General features: G+C 71.9%; 16 protein-coding genes and 1 pseudogene. 6 read left to right on the top strand and 11 right to left on the bottom strand.

Annotated elements, in window-relative coordinates; translation table 11 throughout:
- Nucleotides 1–13 precede the first annotated feature (13 nt).
- A complete protein-coding gene (locus FCN18_RS06255; RefSeq protein ID WP_199543337.1) occupies nucleotides 14–658 on the top strand; it encodes a GreA/GreB family elongation factor in 645 nt (214 codons plus the stop codon).
- A gap of 24 nt (nucleotides 659–682) precedes the next feature.
- Here FCN18_RS06255 and aztD read toward each other — a convergent pair whose 3' ends face one another.
- From aztD to FCN18_RS06235, 4 genes and pseudogenes are all read right to left on the bottom strand, one after another.
- Nucleotides 683–1885, bottom strand: a complete 1203-nt coding sequence (gene aztD, locus FCN18_RS06250; protein ID WP_112270103.1) for a zinc metallochaperone AztD — start codon at nucleotides 1883–1885, stop codon at nucleotides 683–685.
- 29 nt (nucleotides 1886–1914) lie between these two features.
- The gene (aztC, locus tag FCN18_RS06245; protein ID WP_112270101.1) at nucleotides 1915–2826 is read right to left on the bottom strand and encodes a zinc ABC transporter substrate-binding protein AztC; all 912 of its coding nucleotides are present in this window, start codon (nucleotides 2824–2826) and stop codon (nucleotides 1915–1917) included.
- The gene (locus tag FCN18_RS06240; protein ID WP_137093767.1) at nucleotides 2823–3992 is read right to left on the bottom strand and encodes a hypothetical protein; all 1170 of its coding nucleotides are present in this window, start codon (nucleotides 3990–3992) and stop codon (nucleotides 2823–2825) included. The genes aztC and FCN18_RS06240 overlap by 4 nt, the downstream gene beginning before the upstream one ends.
- Nucleotides 3989–4543, bottom strand: a pseudogene (locus FCN18_RS06235) (metal ABC transporter permease); the annotation flags it as partial. The gene FCN18_RS06240 and the pseudogene FCN18_RS06235, both read right to left, overlap by 4 nt.
- Before the next feature lie 252 nt (nucleotides 4544–4795).
- Here FCN18_RS06235 and FCN18_RS06230 point away from each other — a divergent pair.
- Nucleotides 4796–7018: a hypothetical protein gene (locus FCN18_RS06230; protein WP_137093766.1), complete on the top strand. Its 2223-nt coding sequence runs from the start codon at nucleotides 4796–4798 to the stop codon at nucleotides 7016–7018.
- A 25-nt stretch (nucleotides 7019–7043) separates the two neighbouring features.
- On the opposite strand, the gene FCN18_RS06225 is transcribed toward FCN18_RS06230, so the two are convergent.
- The 3 genes from FCN18_RS06225 to FCN18_RS06215 form a co-directional block, all read right to left on the bottom strand.
- A complete protein-coding gene (locus FCN18_RS06225; protein WP_112270090.1) occupies nucleotides 7044–7496 on the bottom strand; it encodes a hypothetical protein in 453 nt (150 codons plus the stop codon).
- A gap of 249 nt (nucleotides 7497–7745) precedes the next feature.
- Entirely contained in the window at nucleotides 7746–8393 is a 648-nt protein-coding gene (locus tag FCN18_RS06220) for an alpha/beta hydrolase (protein ID WP_112270088.1), read from the bottom strand.
- Complete coding sequence (locus tag FCN18_RS06215) at nucleotides 8390–8905, bottom strand: VOC family protein (RefSeq protein ID WP_112270086.1); 516 nt, start codon at nucleotides 8903–8905, stop codon at nucleotides 8390–8392. The genes FCN18_RS06220 and FCN18_RS06215 overlap by 4 nt, the downstream gene beginning before the upstream one ends.
- Nucleotides 8906–9090: 185 nt before the next feature.
- On the opposite strand from FCN18_RS06215, the gene FCN18_RS06210 reads away from it, so the two are divergent.
- Entirely contained in the window at nucleotides 9091–9510 is a 420-nt protein-coding gene (locus FCN18_RS06210; RefSeq protein WP_112270084.1) for a YciI family protein, read from the top strand.
- Nucleotide 9511: 1 nt separating this feature from the next.
- Complete coding sequence (locus tag FCN18_RS06205) at nucleotides 9512–10777, top strand: RNA polymerase sigma factor (protein WP_137093978.1); 1266 nt, start codon at nucleotides 9512–9514, stop codon at nucleotides 10775–10777.
- A 44-nt stretch (nucleotides 10778–10821) separates the two neighbouring features.
- On the opposite strand, the gene FCN18_RS06200 is transcribed toward FCN18_RS06205, so the two are convergent.
- Nucleotides 10822–12192 (bottom strand): FAD-binding oxidoreductase, encoded by a 1371-nt coding sequence (locus FCN18_RS06200; RefSeq protein WP_137093765.1) that lies wholly within the window; start codon nucleotides 12190–12192, stop codon nucleotides 10822–10824.
- Nucleotides 12193–12339: 147 nt separating this feature from the next.
- Here FCN18_RS06200 and FCN18_RS06195 point away from each other — a divergent pair, with 147 nt between their 5' ends.
- Nucleotides 12340–13611: an erythromycin esterase family protein gene (locus tag FCN18_RS06195; protein ID WP_137093764.1), complete on the top strand. Its 1272-nt coding sequence runs from the start codon at nucleotides 12340–12342 to the stop codon at nucleotides 13609–13611.
- Nucleotides 13612–13620: 9 nt separating this feature from the next.
- Here the strand turns inward: FCN18_RS06195 and FCN18_RS06190 are convergent, their stop codons facing one another.
- Entirely contained in the window at nucleotides 13621–13956 is a 336-nt protein-coding gene (locus tag FCN18_RS06190; RefSeq protein ID WP_112270077.1) for a cupin domain-containing protein, read from the bottom strand.
- A 262-nt stretch (nucleotides 13957–14218) separates the two neighbouring features.
- Here FCN18_RS06190 and FCN18_RS06185 point away from each other — a divergent pair, with 262 nt between their 5' ends.
- Nucleotides 14219–15661 carry an MDR family MFS transporter gene (locus FCN18_RS06185; protein ID WP_137093763.1) on the top strand — a complete coding sequence of 481 codons (1443 nt, stop codon included), beginning with the start codon at nucleotides 14219–14221 and terminating at the stop codon, nucleotides 15659–15661.
- Nucleotides 15662–15738: 77 nt separating this feature from the next.
- On the opposite strand, the gene FCN18_RS06180 is transcribed toward FCN18_RS06185, so the two are convergent.
- Nucleotides 15739–17250, bottom strand: a complete 1512-nt coding sequence (locus tag FCN18_RS06180) for an FGGY-family carbohydrate kinase (RefSeq protein ID WP_137093762.1) — start codon at nucleotides 17248–17250, stop codon at nucleotides 15739–15741.
- A gap of 321 nt (nucleotides 17251–17571) precedes the next feature.
- Complete coding sequence (locus FCN18_RS06175; RefSeq protein ID WP_112270071.1) at nucleotides 17572–18192, bottom strand: antibiotic biosynthesis monooxygenase; 621 nt, start codon at nucleotides 18190–18192, stop codon at nucleotides 17572–17574.
- Nucleotides 18193–18302: the final 110 nt, after the last annotated feature.

Here is an 18302-nt window from a genome sequence, read left to right as displayed (position 1 = left end):
CGAGGAGCAGGTGATGACAAGCAACGAACCGATCGATGAGAGCGAACGCGCCGAACTGGAATGGCTCCGGGCCGAGAACGCGCTGCTGCGTACCCAGCGCGACGTACTCGAACGCGTCGCCACCGGCTTCGCAGAGGACGCCAACGCCACCCTGCTCAGGCGGCTCACCCGCACCGACCACCAACGCACGACCCGAGGACGCACAATGACCGCACACCAGCGCACCTGGCTCACCACCGACGCCTTCGAACGGCTGCGGGACGAGCTCGCCGAGCTCCGCCGTCACCGCCACTCCGCCCATCCGGACGAGGACGACACCCTCGGCGAACCGCGCAGGCAGGCCCGCATCCGCCAGCTGGAGGAGATTCTCCACAGCGCCGTCGTTGGCGAGGCGCCGCCCGACGACGGCGTGGCCGAACCCGGCATGGTGCTCACCGTCAGGTTCGACGACGACCCCGCCACAGAGACGTTCCTGCTGGGTGTGCGCGACGGCGGCGACGCCGACGGGCTCGAGGTGTACTCGCCGGAGTCGCCGCTCGGCCGCGCGCTGGCCGGGGCCAGGCAGGGCGAGTCGCGGACCTACCCGGTGCCCAGTGGGGCCACGGTGCGGGTGACCCTCGTGCGCGCTGTCCCTTATGGACAGCACACGGCGCGGTGAGGCGTCCCACCGCGCCGCGGGCCGTCAGTGAGCCTGAGCCAGCACCCCGCTCAGCTCGTTCGGCGCCTCCTCCAGCTTCGCCGTGGCCGTCTTCTCGCCCGTGGCCAGGTCCACGGCGTGCAGCTGCCGCTCGCCGGGGTCGGACACGTACGCCGTACCGCCGCGCACGAAGATCGCCGGCCTCGGCTGCTGCCACTCCAGCGGTTCCTGCCACTCCCCGATCACCGGGATGGTGCGCACCACCTCGGCGCGCACCGGGTCGAGGACGTGGATGGCGCCGTCGGTGCCGAGGACCAGCGCCTCGCCCTGCGGTCCCCTGGCCAGCGAGCGGAAGGTGTAGCTCGTGCCGAGGTCGACCAGGCGCAGCTTCCCGGTCTCGGTGTCGATGAGCGAGACCTGCGTCGGGCGTTCCAGCTCGGCGTCCTCGTCCTGCTTGTAGTCACCGAGCACGATCGGCGACGCGTCCGTGCCGGACTGGTTGCCGATCCGGCCGTACTCGGTCGGGCTGTCGACCTTGGTGATCTCGCCGTCGCGGTACACGAGCACGCCGTCCTCGCAGCCGATCACCACGGCCTCGCCCCGCGCCGTGGCCTCGCCGTGCACGCCTGGGCACTGCTCGTTGCGAGCGATCTCCTCGCGCTGCGCGTCGAGGACCATGATGCCGGTGCGCTCCTCCTCGTTGCCGAGGGTCACCACGAGCTCACCGTTCTCCAGCTCGATCGCGACGCCGTGGTGCGGCTCCGCGGTGGTGTAGGACTCGGTCTGCGGCTTGCCGTCGCCCAACTGCGCGGGGTCGAAGCTGATGACCTCGCCGGTGCCGTCGGAGAAGAGCACCGTGCGCCCCGCGTGCCGGACGACGTGCCCGGGCTCGGGGCCGGGGAACGTGACGTCGGTCAGCTGCGCGCCCACCGCGTCCAGCACCTGGAAACCGTCCGAGGTGGACACCATCACGTGCCGGTCGTCACCCGCCGGGTTGAGGCGGTTGAAGCCCTCCAGCGGGAGCTCCGCCTTGACGTCGAGGGTCTTGCCGTCGAGCACGTAGATCCCGCCGTCGTAGGTCGCCACCACCGGATCGGCGACCGTGGTGGCGGGCTGTCCCTGGCGCGCGCCGCCGCCCTCCTGACCGGCCGGCCGCTCGTTCTCGGTGCCGCACGCGCCGAGCGCGAGCACCGCAGCGGCCACTGTGGACACTCCGGCGACCCGCCGATATCGCAGGCTGTTTCTCATCGTAACTCCCATTTCTCTTTTGCGATTGCTCAGTTCCGGCCGAGACCGTCGACGATGGTGTTCGTGTTGGCGCGCATCATGTCCAGATAGGTCGGTGCTCCCCCACCGGGCTCGCTGAGCGACTCGGAGAACAGCGGCAGCACGCGCACGTGCACGCCGGCCTGGTCGGCGAGGACGCGGGCGAGCCGATCGGGCTGCGAGGAGTCCGCGAAGATCGCACCGACCCCCGCGGAGCGGATAGTGGACGCGAGTTCGCTGAGGTCGGACGCGCTCGGCGAGGCCAGCGTGGTGCCGCTGGGCACCACGGCGCCCACGATCTCGAAGTCGTACCGCTGCGCCAGGTAGCCGAACACGTGGTGGTTGGTCACGAGCTTGCGCCGCTCGGGCGGGATCGCCGCGAACCGCTCCGTCATCCAGCGGTCGATCTCGTCCACGCGCTCGAGGTACGCTGCGGCGTTGGCCCTGACGGTCGCCTCGTCGATGCCGTCGACCTCCCGGACGAGCCGGTCGGTGATCACCTCCACCGCGGTGCGCACCCGGCGTGGATCCGTCCAGAAATGCGGGTCGGCCTTGCCGTCCTGCTCGTCACCGCGGTAGCGGATCGGTTCCACCTCCTCGCCGACCGCCAGTGCGGGCACTCCGGCGTCCACAGCGGCGTCGACGTTGCGCTGCACACCCTCCTCCAGGCCGAGTCCGTTGTGGATGATCAGATCGGCCTGTTCGAGGCGGGCGGCCTCCTGCGCCGAGATGGCGAAGGAGTGCGGGTCCGCGTTCGGTCGCATCAGGACGGTCACGGGCACCTCGTCGCCGGTGACGGCGCGCGTCAGGTCGCCGAGGATGTTGGTCGTCACCACCACGCCGCCGCCGTCGTCCCCGGCCGCGGAGCACCCGGAGAGCGCCAGCAGCAGCGTGACGGCGGCCGCACACAGCCGGGCCCTCACCGGCCCGTCTCCACCAGATGCGCGGGCTCGATGTCGAGCTCGAAGGTCCGGGCGACGCGCAGGTCGTCGTTGTAGTCCACTTCGTACACCCGCCGTCCAGCCGGATCGTTGACGTACGCGCGGCTGGTGTCGACCTGGATCACCGGCGTCGCACCGGCATCGATAGGTGCCGTCAGCAGCGACCTGCTCGCGATCTGCTCTCCCGTGGCGGAGTCGTAGGCGTGCAGCACGCCGTCGGCCGTGAGCGTCAGCAGCGGCCCGCCCTCGCCGACCGCGTTCGCGGCCACCACGGGTCCGGTCTCGATCCGGCTCCAGGACCGCTCCGACACGTCCAGCGACCAGACGCCGCGCTGGCCCGCGGCCGCCGCGAGGGTCGCGCTGCCCGGGCGGTGGGTGAACTCGGTGGCCCGCTCCGCGTCCGGCACGGACTGGGGATACGGGATCTTCGCGCCGGTGAACGCGCCATCGTCCTCGCTCACGAGCAGCGCACCGTCCGCGCAGCCGAACACGACCCCGCGCCGCGTCACCGCCGTGCCCTCCGGGTCGGGGCACGGCTCCCCGATCGCGCGGGCGCCCTCGCCGCGGCGCTCGCGGACGGTGACGCCGTCGTCGGTGGCGACGAGCAGCCGCTGCCCGTAGGGCACGGCGATGCCCTCGACCGGCTCCCGCGCGCGGACGTCCCCGTCCTCCAGCGCGGGGCGGTCCAGCAGCGCCGTCGTCCCGTCCTCGAGCGCAACGGCGGTGACGGCCGAGTCGGTGTTCGCGGCGACGGCGTTGCCGTCGATCCGGCCAGCGCCCCGGATGTCGGCGCGGTAGTAGTGCACGTGGTCGCCGTGGTCGACCATCCAGGCGCCGCTGTCGACGACGTGGGTCGACTCCCCTGCCGCAAGGTAGGCGAACCGGCCGTCGGTGCTGATGCCCTCCACGGCGGGTATGTCGTCGAGACGGGTGACCTCCTCGGTGATCAGATCCAGTACCCGTACCGCCCCGCCACGCGCGTCGGCGAGGACGAGCCGGGACTGTGCCTCCGCGGCCTCCTCGGCTCCCTCCACGTAGCCGTGCGGTGTGGCCTCGGCGTCCTGTCGCGGCCGTGGATCGCCGCCGCAGGCGGTCAGCAGCAGCCCTGCGGACAGCGCCAGTGCGGCGGCCTTGTTGTGTGCCCTCAAGATGACTGCGGGATCCCCTCTTCAGTAGTGGTGCGGCTCGCGCGCTCCCGCACGCGAGCGGCCAGTGCGGACAGGAAGAACAGGGCCACGGCGACCGCGGCGATCGTGGCTCCGGCCGCGGTGCCCCAGTGCCACGAGACGAGCAGCCCGGCCCCGGTCGCGACGCAGCCGAGCACCGCGGCGCCGAGCATGATCAGCGGGATGCGGCTCGCCCAGAGCATTGCCGCGGCGGGCGGCGCGATGAGCAGTCCGAAGACCAGCAGCGTGCCGACGACGTGGAACGACGCGACGATCGCGAGCGTGAGCAGACCCAGCAGCGCCGCGTGGGCGAGGCGCGGGTACAGCCCCAGCGTGTGCGCTCTGCGGGCGTCGAAGGTGAGCGCCACGAACGCGCGGTAACCGAGCGCGGACACCACCGCGGCGACGGCCAGCGCGGCGGCGAGGAAGCCGAGGTCCCGGTCCCGGACCGCCAGCACGTCGCCGAACAGGAAGCCCGTGAGGTCGACCGCGAAGGACTGCGAGTGCGACACGATGATCACGCCGGTCGCGAGCCTTGGGGGACGAACAACACGCTTCGGCTCCATGCCGGGCAACGTGAGCCACAGCCCCGGGAATCAGGTGACGTCCCTTGCCGGAACGGTGGGGCACACCACCACCGGCGCCGCGTGGCCGGAACCGGTCACCGCGGCCGAACGCCCCCGCCGGAACCTTGCCGCGTGACCGCCCGCTGGGTACCGTCACGGCACCCGTTCGGATGAAACGTTTCATCGAACGTCACACCCGATCCAAGGAGGGACCGGTTCGTGACCGAGCAGCGCAGGCTTTCCCGCAGAACCGTCGTCAAGGGAGCCGCCGCCGTGGCCTCCGCGACGCTCATGTCCCGCGTGCTCCAGGCGGAGGCCGCCGCGGCCCCGCGCGGCGAAAGCCGTCCCGGCACGCGCATCGACCGTTTCGCGCTGGTGTCGCGGCACCGGGTGGTGCGCCACCGCAGCGATCTCGAACTGCCCGTCCAGGTCGGCAACGGCCGCTTCGCCTTCGGCGCCGACGTCACCGGCCTGCAGACCTTCGTGCCGTTCAACACCCTCTCCGACTGGGGCTGGCACGTCGACGCGTTGCCTCCCGGCAAGCAGATCTCGGACTACCGCGGCACGATCTGGGACACCTACGGCCGCGACGTGTACTACTGGACCGACGACGACAACGAGCCGGAACTGCACAACTGGCTGCGCGAGAACCCGCACCGGGCCAACCTCGGCCGGATCGGCCTGCGACTGCTCAAAGAGGACGGCAGCGAGGCGGTGGAGGCCGACCTCACCGACATCGTCCAGGAGCTCGACCCGTGGACGGGCGTGCTGCGGAGCGCCTTCCGGCTGGAGGGCCACCGGGTCGCCGTCGAGACCGCGTGCCACCCCGGCGAGGACGTGGTGGCCGCGCGGATCAGCTCCGACCTCATCCGGCTCGGCCGACTGACGGTGTTCCTGGAGTTCCCCTACGCCACGGCGGCTGGCCGGAACAAGTTCGAGGCGCCCTACGTCGGCTTCTACGACCGCCCGGAACTGCACTCCACCGAGCTCCGACGGCAAGGCCGGGCGGCGATCGTCACGCACACGATGGACGCCACGCGCTACCAGGTCGGGCTGAACCTCTCAGCGGGCGCGCGGGTCAGCCGTCCCGACCCGGCCCGGCACCGCTACGAGATCACCGGCGGCGGCGACCACCTCGACGTGGCCGCGCTCTTCGCCCCCGAGATCCGTGGCACCGTGCCCGTCGCGGCCGAGGTGGTGCGGCAGAGCGAGCACTGGTGGCCGCGGTACTGGCGCACCGGCGGCGCGGTCGACCTCTCGCGCAGCGGCGACCCGCGCTGGCGCGAGCTGGAACGCCGGATCGTGCTGAGCCAGTACCACCTGGCCGTCAACGACGCGGGAAACGACCCCGCCCAGGAGTCCGGGCTGGTCAACAACGGCTGGTACGGCAAGTTCCACATGGAGATGTACTGGTGGCACGCGTTCCAGTACGCCCTCTGGAACCGCTGGCCCCTGCTCGACCGCAGCACCGACGTCTACGAGCGGTTCCTGCCGAAGGCGCGGGAGCTGGCGAAGTCACAGGGCTTCCGCGGCGCGCGGTGGCCGAAGATGACGACGACGCACGGTGACGCCATCGGCCGGGAATCGCCGGGAACCCCGACCTGCCTGCTGATCTGGCAGCAGCCGCACCCGATCTTCCTCGCCGAACTGGACTACCAGGCCCATCCGGGCAGGCGCACCCTGCTGAAGTGGCGTGAGGTGGTCCACGAGAGCGCCGAGTTCATCGCCTCGTTCGCCAACCGCGAGGAGAGCGGCCGGTTCGTGATCGGCCCGCCGATCATGTGCTGCAACGAGCGCAACCCGTCCGCCGAGACGATGAACCCGGCATTCGAGCTCTCGTACTGGCGATTCGGCCTGCGCATCGCCCAGGCGTGGCGCGAACGGCTGGGCACGGGCCGCGAACCGTACTGGGACGAGGTGCTCGGCGGCCTCGCGCCGCTGCCCGTCGAGGACGGCGTCTACGTGCTCTACGAGGGCGTGCCGAACATGTGGACCGAGCGCAACACCAACCACCCCGACCCGATCGCGCCGTTCGGGATGCTGCCCGGTGACGGCGTCGACGTGGAGACCATGCGCGCCACGACGCGCAAGGTGTACGAGACGTGGCCGGTGACCGATCTCTACAGCTGGGACTTCCCGCTGCTGGCGATGAACGCCGCGCGGCTGGGCGATCCGGCGACCGCCGTGGACTACCTGCTGCACGAACGGCTCGGCTTCACCGATACCGGCCTGCCCGCCAGCGGCAAGAGCGGGGTGCCCTCGCCGTACTTCCCCTCCGCGGGCGGTCTGCTCTACGCCGTCGCGATGATGTGCGCGGGCTGGGGCGACTCCCCGGAGGGTCCCTCCGGGGAGGCCGGAAGGCCAGGGCCGGACGGCACGGCGCCCGGGTTCCCGGACCAGGGGTGGGTGGTGCACTGGGAGGACCTCGCCCCGGCGCTGTGAGGGCCAGTGCCCCCGGCGGAGAGCACTAGGTGAGCACGTTCCGCCGTCGCATCCGGTGACAGTAGGCCCACACGAGGAAGGTCAGCAGGAGGACGCCGAGGTCCTGGAGCGACAGGCGCGGGCCCAGCACGCTCCATCGGTCCATGAACCCGAACGTGATGGCCTGGAGGCACAGCTGCGCCACCGCGGCGGTCGCGACGGCGGCGAGCGACCACCGCGAGCGCAGTAGCAACAGGACGGCGGCAGCCAAACCGGCCACGATGTTCACGGTCCAGAACACCAGCGGCACGACGGGATAGTCCGTGAAGTAGTCGACCTGCTGCGGTCCGTACCCCTGCGACTCGAAGTACGCGGTGTCCTGAGCCTGGGTCAGCACGTAGTCGTACGCGCCGATGGCGTACAGCAACAGGAGCACCACACCGACGACCCACAGGTGCCACGGAGCCGCCGTGCGGATGGAAGAGGTGCTCGCGCTCACCGTTCTCGTCAACCTCCCACTGTGCAGAGTCAGCTGTCGATCAGCATCGCGTGCACGCCGTCATCGCGCATCCGACCAGGGTCGCACCATGGGAGGAATCTGCCGCCGCTTCGCCCCCGCCCGCGGCGAGCAGGCCCCGCAGCCGCGAGTCCCGCACTCCCGACCGCGAGTCCCGCACTCCCGACCGCGAATCGCGCACTCCCGACCGCGAGTCCCGCGCTCCGGATCGCGAGTCGTGCGCTCGCGGCGTCAGTCCGCTGCGGGCAGTGCGACCCGTTCGCTCAGCCACTCCGCGAGGTGTTCGAGCGCGGCCGGGCCGACGTCGTGCCCCACCGCGTCGCGGCGGGCGGTGCAGAGCGCCCCGGACTCGCCGTCGAGATAGGTCCACGTGCGGTCGAGCAGCTCACGCGGGATCACCGTGTCCTCGGTGCCCTGCGCGACGAACACCGGCAGCCCGGCCAGCCGGCCGGGACCGGTCGGCACGCCGGCATCAAACGGCAGCGTGCCGTAGAGCACGGCGGCACCGGTGAAGCGCTCGGGGTCGTCCAGGATCAGCCCGCCAGCGAAGGCGGCCCCGCCGCTGAACCCGATCAGCACCACGGGGCGGCCGTCGGTGGCGACGGCGTCGAGCCACGTCCGGAACCAGTCCATGGTCGCGCGCAGGGATTCGGCGACCGGGCGGCCGATGCCCCGGTTGGCGAACCACGCGAACCCGCCGCCCTCGGCGATCGGCGCGCGGACCGCGGCGTACGCCGGACCGGGCGGCAACGCACGCGCGAGGCCGAGGATGCTGTGCTCGTCGGCGCCACGGCCGTGCAACAGCACCACCAGCGGGGCTCGGGGATCCGTGCTGCCCGCCGTCACCACGACCGGCTCGGGGAACGCGCCCGCGCTCACCGGCCGTCCTCTTCGGTCACGATCCGGCCGGCCGTGGGCACACCGCCCCACCGGCGCACCTCCGCGGCGAGGTCCAGCCGGTCCACCGGGGCCGAGTTCTCGTAGGCGCCCCACTCCGACCTCGGGAGCATCCACATCACCTCGAACTCGTTGCCGTCGGGATCGGCGCCGTAGACGCTCTTCGTGGCCCCGTGACTCGACTCGCCCGTGTAGGCGTCGAGGTTCGCGAGCGTCATCCTCGCCTGCTCGAGTTCCTCGATAGTGTCGACCTGCCAGGCCAGGTGGTACAGCCCCACGGAGCCACGGGGTCGCGCGGGCGCGGCGGCACCGAGCCCGAACAGGCCGAGGTCGTGGTGGTTGCCCGACCGGCGCAGGCGCAGGAAGGCCGCGTCCGCTCTCGGCTCCCTGGTCACCACCTCCATGTCGAAGGCCCGGGTCCAGAACGTCACGGCGCGCTCCAGGTCGCTGACGAACAGCACCGCGTGGTTGAGGCGGACGGCCGCGATCGTCATGGTGCGCTCTCCTCGCTGTACGACTGACCGGCTGGTGTCGACGGTACGCCGATATAGATGAAAGTTCAACTATTTCGGCTTTCCACAGAAAACTCCGAGACCGTGTCGATCCGCGCGCGCCCCCGTTCGACCTGTGGCATGAAAGGGTCCGAAACAGGCCCACCGATCCGAGGAGACGACGAACCATGAAGTACATGCTGATCATGCGAGCCACCGACGAGGGCCTCGCGCAGATGCAGAACGCCGACTTCACCGAGATGGTCGAGACCATCGGTAAGTTCAACGACGAGCTGATCCGCGCCGGGGTGCTGCTGGCCGCCGAGGGGCTCGACGACGCGGCGGAGGGCGTGGTCGTGGACCACTCCTCCGAGCCGCCCGTGGTGACCGACGGCCCGTACGGCGAGACCAAGGAGCTGTTCGGCGGGTTCTACATCCTCAACGTGGCGTCGAAGGAGGAGGCCATCGAGTGGGCCAAGAGGTTGCCCGCAACGGGCCCCGGCTTCAAGACCGAGATCCGGCGGGTCACCACGATCGACGAGTTCCCGCAGGACAACGAGTGGATCAAGAAGGAGCGGGCGTGGCGTGAGTCCACGGGTCAGCTCTGACATGGGTGGCCGGGAGGCCGTCGCCGCCGTCTGGCGGATCGAGTCCGCGCGGATCGTCGGGGCGCTCGCGCGCTACACCGGCGACTTCGCGCTGGCCGAGGATCTCGCCCAGGAAGCGCTGGCCGAGGCGCTCGTGACCTGGCCGCGCGAGGGCGTGCCCCGCAACCCCGCGGGGTGGCTGCTCACCGTCGGCAGGCGCCGAGCGATCGACGCGTTCCGCAGGCGGTCCGCGCTCGATGAGAGGTACGCCGCTCTCGCCCATGGGCTGGGCGAGGGCGGCGCCGCCTCCGGCCGCGCACCCGACGGCGGCGGCGACATGCCGTGGGACCCGGACCAGATCGACGACGACGTGCTCGCGCTGATCTTCGTCTCGTGCCATCCCGTGCTCTCGCGGGAGGCACGGGTGGCGCTCACCCTGCGGGTGGTCGGCGGTCTGACGAGCGACGAGATCGCCAGGGCGTTCCTCGTCCCGACCGCCACGGTGCAGGCCAGGATCACGAGGGCGAAGAAGACGCTCGGCGCGGCGAAGGTGCCGTTCGCGGTCCCGCCTGCGAACCAACGGGCCGAACGGCTCGGCTCCGTGCTGAGCGTGATCTACCTGATCTTCACCGAGGGCTCCTCGGCCAGCTCCGGTGACGACCTGATCAGGTTCGACCTCGCGGGCGAGGCGCAGCGCCTCGCCCGCGTGCTGACCCGGCTCGTGCCGGACGAGCCGGAGGTGCACAGCCTGCTGGCGCTGCTGGAGTTCACCGCGGCCCGCTTTCCCGCCCGCACCGGGCCGGACGGGGAGCCGGTGCTGCTGGAGCACCAGGACCGCCGCCGCTGGGACCGGAGCGCGATCGCCCGCGGCCGGGCGGCGCTGGCCCGCGCGGAACGGGCGGGCCGGGGCCTCGGCGCCTACGGCCTGCAGGCCGCGATCGCCGAATGCCACGCCGTGGCCCCGTCGGTCGAGGAGACCGACTGGGACCGCGTCGTGCTGCTCTACGAGGCACTTGGCCGGCTTGCGCCGTCACCGGTGGTGGACCTCAACCGAGCGGTGGCCGTCTCCATGGCCAGTGGCCCGGCCACCGCGCTGTCGATCGTGGACGAGCTGGCGGCCTCCGGAGGGCTGGCCGGCTCGCACCTCCTGCCGACCGTGCGCGGCGAGCTGCTGACCCGGCTGGGCCGCGCGGACGAGGCGCGCGCCGAGCTGGAGCTCGCCGTGCGCCGGTGCGGCAACGAACGCGAGCGCGCTGTGCTGCAACGCAAGCTCGCCGACCTCGGCTGACCGGCCGGCCGGTTCGGGCGTGGCCCGTCCGAACCGGCCGTTAGTCAGGGCCGGATGTTCTGGTTCAGGTGGAACAGGTTGTCCGGGTCGTAGCGGCGCTTGACGCTCACCAGCCGGTCGTAGTTGCCCCGGTAGTTGGCGCGGATGCGGTCCTGGTCGTCGCCCGCCATGAAGTTGATGTACCCGCCATCCTCCGAGTGCGGCGCCGTGGCCTCGTAGTAGTCCCGCACCCACCGGATGTTCGCCTCGTTGTCCGCCGGGTCAGGCCACATGCCGGCGATCACGGTCGCGAAGTTGGCGTCGCGGTAGGCGAAAGCGGTCTCGTCGGACGCGACCCGGTGGCAGGCGCCGTTGATCGGGTAGATGTGCATCGTGGAGTTGACGACAGGCACCTTCGGTCCGTGCTCGAGGTGCGCCGCGATCGCCTCGTCGGTGAGCTCGGTGACGAAGTTGGCCTTCCAGTAGTGCTGCAGCCCCGGCGGCACCAGCGCATCGAACGCGCTGTTGAGTGCCGGGTAGGGCATCGGGCCGACGTGCTCGGCCACGATCGGCGCGACGTCACGGATCGGCGCCAACGCGCGCTCGGCCTCGTCCATCGGGCCGGTCCAGCACGCCACGAACGCGGCGAACGGCTCGCCGTGCCGCTCCTCGGGGATGAACGGCAGCGGCGGCGCGATCTGGAACGCCGGGAAGCCGCCGAGCTGCTCAGGCGCGGTCGAGATGTACTCGCGGTACGTCCGCAGCAGGTCCCCTGCCGCGTCGAGCTCGAAGAACATCGGTCCGCCGTAGATGTCGGCCACCGGGTGCAGCCGGAACTCGAACGAGACGACCACGCCGAAGTTGCCGCTGCCGCCCCGCAGCGCCCAGTACAGGTCCGCGTTCTCGTCGGCGTTGGCCACGCGGAAGGTGCCGTCCGCGGTGACGACGCCCGCCGACAGCAGGTTGTCGCAGGACAGCCCGAACCCGCGGTCGAGGTAGCCGATCCCGCCGCCGAGCGTCAGCCCGCCCACGCCGGTGGTGGAGATGATGCCCCCCGTCGTCGCGAGGCCGAAGGCGTTGGTCGCGGCGTTGAGGTCACCCCACGTGGCGCCGCCCTCGGCACGGGCGGTGCGTGTGGCGGGATCGACCCACACGCTGTGCATGCCGGACAGGTCCAGCACCACGCCGTCGTCACACGTGCCGAAGCCGGGGACGCTGTGCCCGCCACCTCGGACGGACAGGTCGAGCGAGTTCTCGCGGGCGAAGTCCACCGCCGCCATCACGTCGCCGACGTTGGCGGCCCGCACGATCGCCCGAGGGCGCCGGTCGATCATCGCGTTGTGAACTCTGCGGGCCTCGTCGTACCCCTCGTCGTCGGCGGTGATCACCGGACCGCGTACTCGATCGTGCAGGGTCGCGATTGTAGGAGCGGCCATGATGCCTCCTTACGAGCGGTCGGCGCCGTCCTGGAACCTTCGTAGCTCACTCCCCCGTGCCATGGCGCCGATAGAGTCGCAAGGCCCACACCTCGCGCGCGTTTTGTGCCGCGGTTGCCCGGAGTCACGATCAGGGGGAGCTCTCGCATGTCCTTGTCCCCGGCCGCACGGTCGCTGCGCGCCCATTCCCGGATCCTGTCCTCACTGGACACCGCCGCCGACGACGAGTTGGAGCTACTCGCGGACCTCTCCGCGGGTGCGCGCGTGGTCGCACTCGGCGAGGGCGCCCACTTCGTCGCCGAGTACGGCGCCGCGCGTAGGCGCTTCCTGCGCTACCTGGCCGAGCGGTGCGGCTTCACGGTGCTGGCCTTCGAGTTCGGCTTCGCCGAGGCACCCGCCCTCGACGCCTGGCTGCATGGCCACGGCACCGACGGGGACATGACCGGCATGATCGGCACCACCAGCTCCGGCCTCAACGGCACGATGGCCCGCTGGCTGCGCCGGCACAACACCACCAGCGACCACCCGGTGCACCTGATCGGGGTGGACACCCCGGTCGCGGGCGGCACGCTGCGGCCCGTCCTCGAGCCGCTGCTGCGCTATCTCGACACGGTCGACCCCGCGCACGTGGAGCTGGCCCGCACCGCGCTGGAGATCGGCACCCGCGTGGAGGCCGACTCGATCGCGTCCGCCGCCGCCCGCTGGGCCGAGCTGCCCTCGGCCGACCAGACCGCGCTCACCTCGGCGCTCTCCCGCCTTGCCGTGCGGATGCGGGCACTCGAACCGCTCTACCTCCAGCGCGGCGACCGCGCGAGCTACGACCTGGCCCGGCAGCAGCTCGCGATCGCGATCCACGCCGACTACATGTTCGCGACCATCCACGCCTTGCTGTTCGCCGGCGACGGTCTGCCCATGGACTCTTCCGTCCGCGACCGGCTCATGGCCGACTCGCTGCACTGGCACCTCGAGCGGCTCGGCCCCGACGCCAGGGTCGTGCTGATGGCGCACAACAACCACATCCAGAAGACCCCGGTCGAGTTCGAGGGGCCGCTGGCGTACCCGATGGGCTACTACCTCGCGCGGGAGCTCGGTGCGGACTACCGCGCGGTGGCCTTCACCCACACAGCCGGGTCGGTCCCGGAGATGTACCCCGACGCCGGGCAGCCGGTCGGGTTCACCGTCACCGACACCGTCATGGACCCGCCCCCGCCCGGCAGCGTCGAGCACGAGCTCTCCGCGGCGGGTCTCGGCGGCGAAATCTCGCTGTGCGACCTGCGCCCGATGCGCGACGATCCGACAGCGGAGCTGTCCAGCATCCGCGCGCAGAGCGCGCAGCTGCCGACCGCGGTGGCCGACGCGTTCGATGCGGTGCTCACCGTTCCGGCTCTCACGGCGGAGGTGGAGCTGGCCTTCGGCTGAGCGCCGGGGTCAGCGCAGGGCGACGGTCAGCAGCACGACGGTGTCGGTGATCGCGTGCAGCCCGTGCCGCTCCGGCGGGATCGGCAGCAGGTCGCCGGTGTCGAGTTCCCACGTGCGGTCGGCGGTCTCCAGCCGGGCACGGCCGGACAGCACCTGCAGGGTCGCGGCCGAAGGCGCGTCGTGTTTGCCGAGGTCGGCGCCCTCGGCCAGCGCGATGACGGTGGCCCGCTGCGACGAACGGGAGGCGACCGTCCGCGCGGCGCGGCGCGACGGGTGCTCCAGTGCCTCCCTGAGCAACCCGGCGGCCAGGCCGGGCAAGGCCACGGGTTCCTGGTGATCGGTCATCTCACTTGGCTCCCAGCCCCGGCGGGGTTCGCGGCTACCGGAGCCGCACGTCGCGGCTCCGGTAGACCATATCCGGCCCGGTCAAGTAGCCCAGTGGCACGCGACGCGGGCACCGTGCGCGGTCTCGGCGGGCTGGCCCGATCCGGTGACAGCGCGAAAGGCGAAAATCATTTGCCATCCGGGGCGGCGGCTGTGCCACCCTGGACGCGGGCCTCCGACGTCGCGGCTCATCGACTGTTCTCCTTCCTCCCGAGGTGCTTCCTTGATCGACACTGCCCCCACCACGGCAGCGGCGTCCGGCCACCGGCCCGCCGCGCCACGCGCCACCCTGCTGATCGGCGTGCTGGTGGTCTCGGCCTTCGTGATGATCCTCAACGAGACGATTCTGAGCGTCGCGCTGCGGGATCTGACGGTCGATCTCGGCGTCTCCACCACCACGGTCCAATGGCTGACGAGCGGGTTCCTGCTCACCATGGCGGTGGTCATCCCCACCACGGGGTTCCTGCTCGAACGGTTCACGCCCCGGCAGGTCTTCCTCGCCTCACTGACGCTGTTCAGCGTCGGCACGCTCGTGAGCGGCCTGGCGCCCGGCTTCGGTGTGCTGCTGGCCGGCCGGGTCGTGCAGGCGTGCGGCACCGCGGTGATGCTTCCCCTGCTGATGACCACGGTGATGCGCCTGGTGCCGCCGCAACGCCGGGGAGCGACGATGGGCACGATCACCATCGTCATCGCCGTGGCCCCCGCGCTCGGACCGACCATCGGCGGCGCGGTGCTGTCGTCGATGGGCTGGCGCTGGATGTTCGGGATCGTGCTCCCGCTGTCGGTGGCCGCGCTCGTGCTCGGCGCGATCTGGCTGCGACTGGACAGCGAGACCAGGTCCGTGCCGCTCGACGTGCTCTCGGTGCTGCTGTCCGCCATGGGGTTCGGAGGCGTGCTCTACGGCTTGTCTTCGATCGGTGAGTCCGGCGGTGGTGAGCATCCGGTGCCGCCGTGGGCGCCGATCGTGGTCGGGCTCGCCGCGCTCGCGGCCTTCGTGTGGCGCCAGACCCGGCTCCAGCGCTCCGACCGGGCACTGCTAGACCTGCGCCCGTTCACCCACCGCACCTTCGTGGTCGCGCTGATCCTCACCGCTCTGCTGTTCATGTGCCTGCTGGGCGTCGCGGCGATCCTGCTGCCGCTCTACCTGCAGACGGTGCTGAACACGACCACGTTCGTCAGCGGGCTGGCGGTGCTGCCCGGCGGCCTCGTCCTCGGCCTGCTCGGCCGTCCCGTCGGGGCGCTGTTCGACAGGTTCGGAGCGCGGCCTCTCGTGTTGCCCGGCACGGTGGCCATGGCGGGCTCGCTCTGGTTGTTCACCACTCTCGGGCCGGGCTCTCCCCTCGCGGCGGCCATCGCGTTCCACGTACTGTTCATGGCGGGACTCGGGCTGATGATGACGCCGCTCATGACCGAGTCGCTCGGGGTGCTGCCCGACCACCTCTACTCCCACGGCAGCGCCATCCTCTCGACGCTGCAGCAGGTCGCCGGGGCCTTCGGCACGGCCGTCTTCGTCACCGTCGCGGCGATCGGCAGCGCCGCCGGCTCCGGCAGCCCCGACGCCGACGGCCTGCGCACGGCGTTCCTCACCGCCGGCTGCGTCGGGCTGCTGGCCCTGGTCGCCGCGCTGTTCGTGCGTGGGCGCACCACGCCCGAAGAGCAGGGCTGACCGCGCCCGCTGCCGGTGCCGGTGCCGAACTGCAGTGAAGGCCACCTTCACTGCGTTGAACGCAGGCATGGTGGCCTTCACTGCGGTCGACCCAGCCCGCGCTGCCAGGCGGCCAGCTCATGGACCACCGGTCTGGTCGCCGGGTAGAGGTCGAGGTAGAGCCGGTGCAGCCGGTCGTACCGTTCCCGTAGTGCCGGGTCGGGCGCGCGGAGCTCGCGGACCGGGTTCCACCGCGCCGCGTCGGCCTCCCCGACCGCCTGCGCGGCGAGCAGGGCCGCACCGTAGCTCGCGCCCAGCGTCACCGACGGGATCTCCTGCTCCATGCCGGTGATGTCGCTGACGATCTGGGTCCACAGCCCGCCCTGCGTGCCCCCGCCAACGGCGACGATCCGGCGCAGGTCGGCACCCGCGTCGCGCAGCGCCGCGATGTTGTGCCGAACCCCGTGCGCCGTCGCCTCCAGTGCCGCGCGGTGCAGGTCGCCGCGCGTGTGCTCCAGCGTCAGCCCGGCGATGACGCCGCGGGCGTCCGGGTCGGCGATCGGCGTCCGCTCCCCCGCGAGGTACGGCAGCATCAGCAGGCCGCGCGCGCCAGGGCCGGACCGCCGCGCCTCGGCCAGCAGCTCGCCGTGCTCCGGCGCACCGGCGATGCCGCGCAGCCATTCGGTGACCGCCCCCGAGGTGGCCATGCCGCCGGCCAGGCTGCGAGTACCCGGGTAGGCGCCGAGGGTGCCCCACAGGTTCGGCGCCGTCAGCCGCTCGCCGGTGGTGGCGACGAGAAACATCGTCGTGCCGTACATGATCATCAGGTCGCCTGGGCGCTGCGCGCCCACGCTGACCGCCTCCGACCACGCGTCGACCGTGCCCGTGATCACCGGTAGTCCCTCGGGCAGCCCGGTCTGCTCGGCCGCCCGCGCCGTGACCGCGCCCGCGAGCTCGCCCGGCCAGCGCAGCGGAGGCAGCTCCAGCCGCGGCGCGATGTGCCGCGCCCAGGGTTCGTACCACTCCAGGGCCCGGGAGTCGTAGAGCGGCACCGACTGGCTCGCCGAGTGGTGATCGAGCACGTACTCGCCAGTGAGCCGCGAGGCGAGCCACGAGCTCGGCATGTAGAGCCGCCGGGCCCGGCCCGCGACGGCGGGCTCGTGCTCGGCCACCCACGCCAGCTTCGGGCCCACGGCCTGCGTCGACAGCGACGACCCGCACCGGTCCAGCACGGCTTCCGCGCCGAGCTCGTCGCTCAGCCGCGCGATCTGCTCGGTGGCGCGCGTGTCGACGCCGTAGAGGATCGCCGGGCGCAACGGCTCCTCCGCGCCGGCCGGACCGTCACCGGTCAGCACGACGCACGGGCCCATGCCGCTGACGCCGACCGCCTCGACCCGGCCCTCGGCCGCGGAGAGCAGCAGCTCGCCGGCGATCTCCCGGAACTCCGTCCACCACACGCACGGGTCCATCTCGACATGCCCTGGCCGCGGCCGCGACACCTCGTGCGCCCGCACCGCCGTGCGCAGCACCGTCCCGCTCGCCCGCTCGACGAGCACGCCCTTCGTGCTGGACGTGCCTACGTCGACGCCGAGCACCAGTGATCCCGTCACGGTGCCACGTCACCACACAGGTGGACCCGAACGCCAGCCGCTCGAGCAGGTCGGCCTTCGCGGTGAGCGCGCCGCCGGCGGTGGCCGCGTCGGGGGCGCAGGCGAAGTCGTCGGCGATGGCGGCGAGGTGCCGTTCCACGGCCCTCGGTCAACCGTCGACAACAACCGTTGACGGTTGACCATGACAGCGTTCGAGGGCCTGGTCGACCGGCTCGCGCCAACGGTCGGCCGTCGAGCACGGTGGTGCTGTCGACGCCGCCGGGCCACTGGCCGTCATGACAACGAGGCCGGTCCGGGCGGCGTCCACCCGGCCCCGGGGCCTCACGCCAGTTCGGGCACCCGCAGGTGCGCGATGGCCAGCTCGAACTCGGCGACGTCGAGGCGTTCGGCGCCCGACTCGCGGATCGCGCCCGCCCTGACCTCGTCGGCGCGCTCGCGGCTACGCCGCATCGCCTCGACACTGTCGTAGGCGACCGAGCCCACGCACCGTCCGGAGGTCCTGTCGATCATGAGGCTCGCGCTGCAGAACCCCTCGAACGACTCGAGCGAGGGCAGGACGGTGTCGGTGAAGACACTGATCATCCGGTCGATCTGACCGGGCTCGACGCGCAGCCACGTCGCCCGCGCGCAGGCGCCCTCCGCGACCCGGTGATCACGGTGCAGCACCGCAATCTCCCATTCGTCGATCGTCATGTCGCCGCCAAGCAGCTCCCGCGCCCTCTCCCGCAGCGCGCCGGCCGCCTCGGCGCTGGCCTGCATGGCCTCCGCCGTCTCCCAGGCCGTCGTGACGATGCAGCGGCCGTCCTCGCGGTTGACGAGCATCGACAGGCCGACACAGCCGTCCATCTCCAGTGCCGTGGGCATCACCTCGTCGCGGACGTGCGCCACCCCGTCGTCGATCGACGCCGTCCTCGCCCAGATCGTCGTGGACCGTGCGTGCACGATGCACCTCCTGCCCGTCCGGGGCGGCGTCCCGTTGACGTCGCCGATGGACCAACGCTCCTCCCCCGCGTCGGCCCGAACAAGGCCGTAGCGGGACGGAGTTTTGCATC

It is taken from the genome of Prauserella endophytica (assembly GCF_005146945.1).
GTDB lineage: Bacteria > Actinomycetota > Actinomycetes > Mycobacteriales > Pseudonocardiaceae > Prauserella_A > Prauserella_A endophytica.
The sequence above is the reverse complement of the archived record's forward strand: the minus strand, read 5'-3'. Positions and strand labels throughout refer to the sequence as shown.